Here is a 3,859-nt window from a genome sequence, read left to right on the forward strand (position 1 = left end):
GGTCGGCGCCGAGGTCCCGGGCCAGCAGCGCGCGCACCTCCTCCACGGCGCCGTCTCGCACCATGGCGTGCAGGCGCGCGTCGCAGCGGGCGTAGAGCTGGGGCCTCGGCGGCTCCAGCGCCACCGCCGACCAGCTGCCGGCCGGCAGCGCGCCGTCGGCCGAGGCCTGGTGGTCGGTCAGCGACCGGCCGGTCGCGGCATAGACTTCCCAGGCGCGCGAAAGCCGCTGCCGGTCGCCCGGCGCAATCCGCGCGGCCGCGGCCGGATCGACCCTGGCCAGGCGCTCGCGGAAGAGGGCCTCGCCCAGGGCCTCGTACTCGGCCGCCGTCGCCCGGCGCACGTCCGTCGCGATCGGCGGGATCTCGGCCAGGCCGCGGGTGAGGGCGCGGAAGTAGAGCCCGGTGCCGCCGACCACGACGGCGGGCCGGCCGCGGGCGGCGATGTCTTCCAGCAGCTGCGTCGCCGCCCGCAGCCAACGGCCCACCGACCATCCGTCGGCCGGATCGACCGTCCCAAACAGGTGGTGCGGCGCGCGCGCGGTCTCGTCGGGGCTCGGTGCGGCCGTCAGCACGCGGAGGCCGGCGTACAGCTGCATGGAGTCGGCGTTCACGATCTCGGCCCCCGTGCGCTCGGCGAGACGCAGGGCGAGGGCGGACTTGCCGCTTGCGGTGGGACCGGCGATCAGCCAGATGCGGGGCCTCATGGAACTCGTCCTTACCACCGTCGCGCCGTCCGGGGCCGCATCGTTCTCCATCGGCTACGCCGACGCGTTTCAGGGCTTGGACGTCCAGATCCTGGATTCGGTGATGCTGTCGCCCACCGCCTCGGACCTCGTGTTCGAAGCCGCCGACCTCACCGCCGTGCGCCAGGCCCTGGGCCGCGCCTTCGCGGAAGCGCCGATCGACTGGTGCGTGCAGCCGGTGGAGGGCCGCCGCAAGCGGCTGCTGGTGGCCGACATGGACTCCACCATCATCAATGTGGAGTGCCTGGACGAACTCGCCGACTTCGCCGGCAAGAAGGCCGAGATCGCGGCCATCACCGAGCGGGCCATGCGCGGCGAGCTGGAGTTCGAAGGCGCGCTTCGCGAGCGCGTGGGGATGCTGAAGGGGCTGTCCACGACGGCGCTGCAGCAGGCCTATGACGAGCGCGTGCGGCTCAATCCCGGGGCTCGGACCCTGGTGCGGACCATGGCCGAGAACGGCGCCCGCTGCGTGCTGGTCTCGGGCGGCTTCACCTTCTTCACGAGCCGGGTGGCCGAGGCTGCGGGCTTCCACGCCGATCGGGCCAACACCCTCCTGGAGGAGGCCGGGGCGCTGAGCGGCCGGGTAGGCGAGCCGATCCTGGGCCGCGAGGCCAAGCTCGCCGCCCTCAAGGAGGAAGCCGCCGCGCTCGGCGCGCCGCTCTCCCAGACCCTGGCCATCGGCGACGGAGCCAACGACCTGGCCATGATCGAGGCCGCGGGCCTGGGCGTCGCCTATCGCGCCAAGCCCATCGTCGCGGCGCAGGCGGACGCCAAGGTGGACCACGCCGATCTGACGGCGCTGCTCTACTTCCAGGGCTATCAGGCCTCGGACTTCGTGACCGACTGATGACCCTGCCGCGTCCCGTCAAAGCCGTCGTCTTCGACATGGACGGCCTGCTGGTCGACACCGAGGTCGTCTACACCGAGGCGCTGATCGCCGAGGCCGCCCACATGGGTCACGACCTGCCGCTGGACGTGGTCAAGCAGATGGTGGGCCACATCTGGCTGAACAGCGCCAAGGTCCTGACCGCCCACTTCGGCGAGGGCTTCGACACCGAGGCGCTGCGCGAAGGCTCGACCCGGCGCTTCCACGAACTTGCCGAGGCCGAGGTATGCCTCAAGGCGGGCGTGCTCGAGATGCTGGACCAGCTGGACGCCATGGGCCTGCCGCGGGCCATCGCGACCTCGTCGCGGCGCGAGGCCGTCGAGCATCACATCGGCGGCCACCGACTGCTCGACCGCTTCCACGCCATCCTGGCCAACGGCGACTATCCACGCCCGAAGCCCTATCCGGATCCGTACCTCAAGGCTGCCGAGGCCCTGGGCGTGGCGCCCGAGGACTGCCTGGCGCTGGAGGACAGCCACAACGGCGTCCGCGCCGCCTCGGCCGCCGGGATGATGACCATCATGGTCCCCGACATGCTGGACCCGACCGAGGAGATGGAGATCCTGTGCGTCCGCATCGCCCGCGACCTGCACGAGGTGCGCGAGCTGCTGGCGGCGCAGGCCTGCTGAAAGCCATGGCGCGGATCTTCTACCTCCTGTTCTCCAACGGAGGACTGACCGGCGGTCACAAGATGCTGCTTCGCCAGGTCGAGACCCTGCGGGACCTGGGCTTCGACGCCTGCGCTATGCTGGGACCTACCTCCAAGGCCCCCAGGGGCGTGTCTCACCGCGCGCCGATCATCTCGCCCCAGGCGCCCGCGCCCGACGACATCATCGTCATCCCTGAGGAAGCGCATGAGGCCATGCGCCTCAATCAGCAGAGGCCCGAGCGCAGCGTCGTTCTGATCCAGAGCTGGTCGATCCTGTCCGAGGTGGGGTTCCAGGGTCTGGACAGCTTTGGCGCGGGCGCCACCCCGCCGTTGCTCGTGGCCTCGCCGGGTCTGCGCGACCTCATGCGCCGCCTCTATCCCGAGGCTCAGATAGAACTCGTACCTTGCTTCGCCGACGAGCGCCTGTTCCGCCCGAGCGCCAAGACCGACGCTGTCGCCTGCGCGCCCAGTAAGCGCGAGCGCGAGCTGCAGATGATCCACAATCTGTTCCGGCGCCTGCATCCTCGCCACGCCCGGCTTCCGTGGGGCCTGCTACGCACGGCCCCCGAGGAGAAGGTGGCCAGCATGTTCGCCCAAAGCTCGCTGCACCTGGGGCTTGGACGGCTGGAGTCGGTGGGGCTCGTCACGCTGGAGGCCCTCGCGAGCGGCTGCGTCTGCGCGGGGTTCACCGGCGTCGGCGGACGCGAGTACGCCACGGCCGACAACGGCTTCTGGGTCGCCGACGACGACTGTGTGGCGGCCGCCGACGCGTTGGCCGCGGCGGCCGATCTGGTCCGTACGGGGGGCGCTGCGTTGTCCGCGCGTGTGGAGGCGGGGCAGGAGACGGCGCGTCAGTGGTCGTACGCCCGCTTCCGAGCAGCCCTCGAGGACGCCTGGATGCGGCTTGCGCCCGAGGCGCGCCTCCGCAACGGACCCTTGGAGCTCTGACGAAAAAGCCCCTCCCGACGGCGGGCCGGGAGGGGGTCATAGTCGTCGCCGGCGCGGCTTGGGGGCTCACGCACGGCTATGCGATAGGCATCGGAGTACACACGTAATCCATGAGAAAGTTACGCGCGTAAATTGTCGGCGTCAACGGCGGCTGGTCGCGCCCGCGCCCGAGGGCCCCCGCTCGAAGTAGCGGAAGAAGGCGCTGTCGGGGGAGAGCACCATCGTCGTGTCGCCCTGGCCGAGACTGGCCTCGTAGGCCTGCATCGAGCGCCAGAACGCAGCGAACGAAGGATCGCGGCCGAAGCTCTGGGCGAAGATGCGCGTACGCAGGGCGTCGCCTTCACCGCGGATCGTCTCGCCCTGCTCCTGCGCCTGGGCCAGGGTGATGGTCACCTCGGCGTCGGCCTGGGCGATGATCTCGCGCTTCTGCTGCTCGCCCTCGGCCCGGATGCGCGCGGCTTCCTGCTGCAGCGAAGTCTGCATGCGGCGGAAAACGGCTTCCTGGTTCGTCGCCGGATAGTCGGCCCGGCGGATCCGCACGTCGATGACCTGGATGCCGAGGCGCGAGGCCTGGGCCCGGCGGGCGACGTCGTTGCGCGTGCGCTGCATCAGTTCGCCGCGCTGGGCCGAGATG

General features: G+C 71.1%; 5 protein-coding genes. 3 read left to right on the plus strand and 2 right to left on the minus strand.

Translation table 11 applies throughout. The features are described 5' to 3' along the window. Positions 1 to 703, minus strand: a 703-nt coding sequence (miaA, locus tag RIF93_RS19255; RefSeq protein ID WP_309093064.1) for a tRNA (adenosine(37)-N6)-dimethylallyltransferase MiaA, incomplete at its 3' end; no start/stop codon positions are given. Between miaA and serB the strand changes: the two genes are divergently transcribed. Genes serB through RIF93_RS19270 form a run of 3 tightly spaced genes read left to right on the plus strand, consistent with a single transcriptional unit; the run spans position 702 to position 3,225 of the window. Then, the gene (serB, locus tag RIF93_RS19260) at positions 702 to 1,589 is read left to right on the plus strand and encodes a phosphoserine phosphatase SerB (RefSeq protein WP_375163898.1); all 888 of its coding nucleotides are present in this window, start codon (positions 702 to 704) and stop codon (positions 1,587 to 1,589) included. The two genes, miaA and serB, sit on opposite strands and share 2 nt — an antisense overlap. Beyond that, positions 1,589 to 2,257, plus strand: coding sequence for an HAD family phosphatase (locus tag RIF93_RS19265; protein ID WP_309093065.1), 669 nt, complete (start codon positions 1,589 to 1,591; stop codon positions 2,255 to 2,257). Before serB ends, RIF93_RS19265 begins: the two co-directional genes overlap by 1 nt. A 5-nt stretch (positions 2,258 to 2,262) precedes the next feature. After that, positions 2,263 to 3,225: a hypothetical protein gene (locus tag RIF93_RS19270; protein ID WP_309093066.1), complete on the plus strand. Its 963-nt coding sequence runs from the start codon at positions 2,263 to 2,265 to the stop codon at positions 3,223 to 3,225. 141 nt (positions 3,226 to 3,366) lie between these two features. Here RIF93_RS19270 and hflC read toward each other — a convergent pair. Next, positions 3,367 to 3,859: protease modulator HflC (hflC, locus tag RIF93_RS19275; protein ID WP_309093067.1), on the minus strand; the 493-nt coding region annotated here is incomplete at its 5' end.

The organism is Phenylobacterium sp., from assembly GCF_031181185.1.
Classification (GTDB): domain Bacteria; phylum Pseudomonadota; class Alphaproteobacteria; order Caulobacterales; family Caulobacteraceae; genus Phenylobacterium.

Bases quoted from the DNA above. Each gene is read 5' to 3' on its own strand.
- serB (WP_375163898.1), top strand. From the start codon at position 702: ATGGAACTCGTCCTTACCACCGTCGCGCCGTCCGGGGCCGCATCGTTC.
- RIF93_RS19265 (WP_309093065.1), top strand. From the start codon at position 1,589: ATGACCCTGCCGCGTCCCGTCAAAGCCGTCGTCTTCGACATGGACGGC.
- RIF93_RS19270 (WP_309093066.1), top strand. From the start codon at position 2,263: ATGGCGCGGATCTTCTACCTCCTGTTCTCCAACGGAGGACTGACCGGC.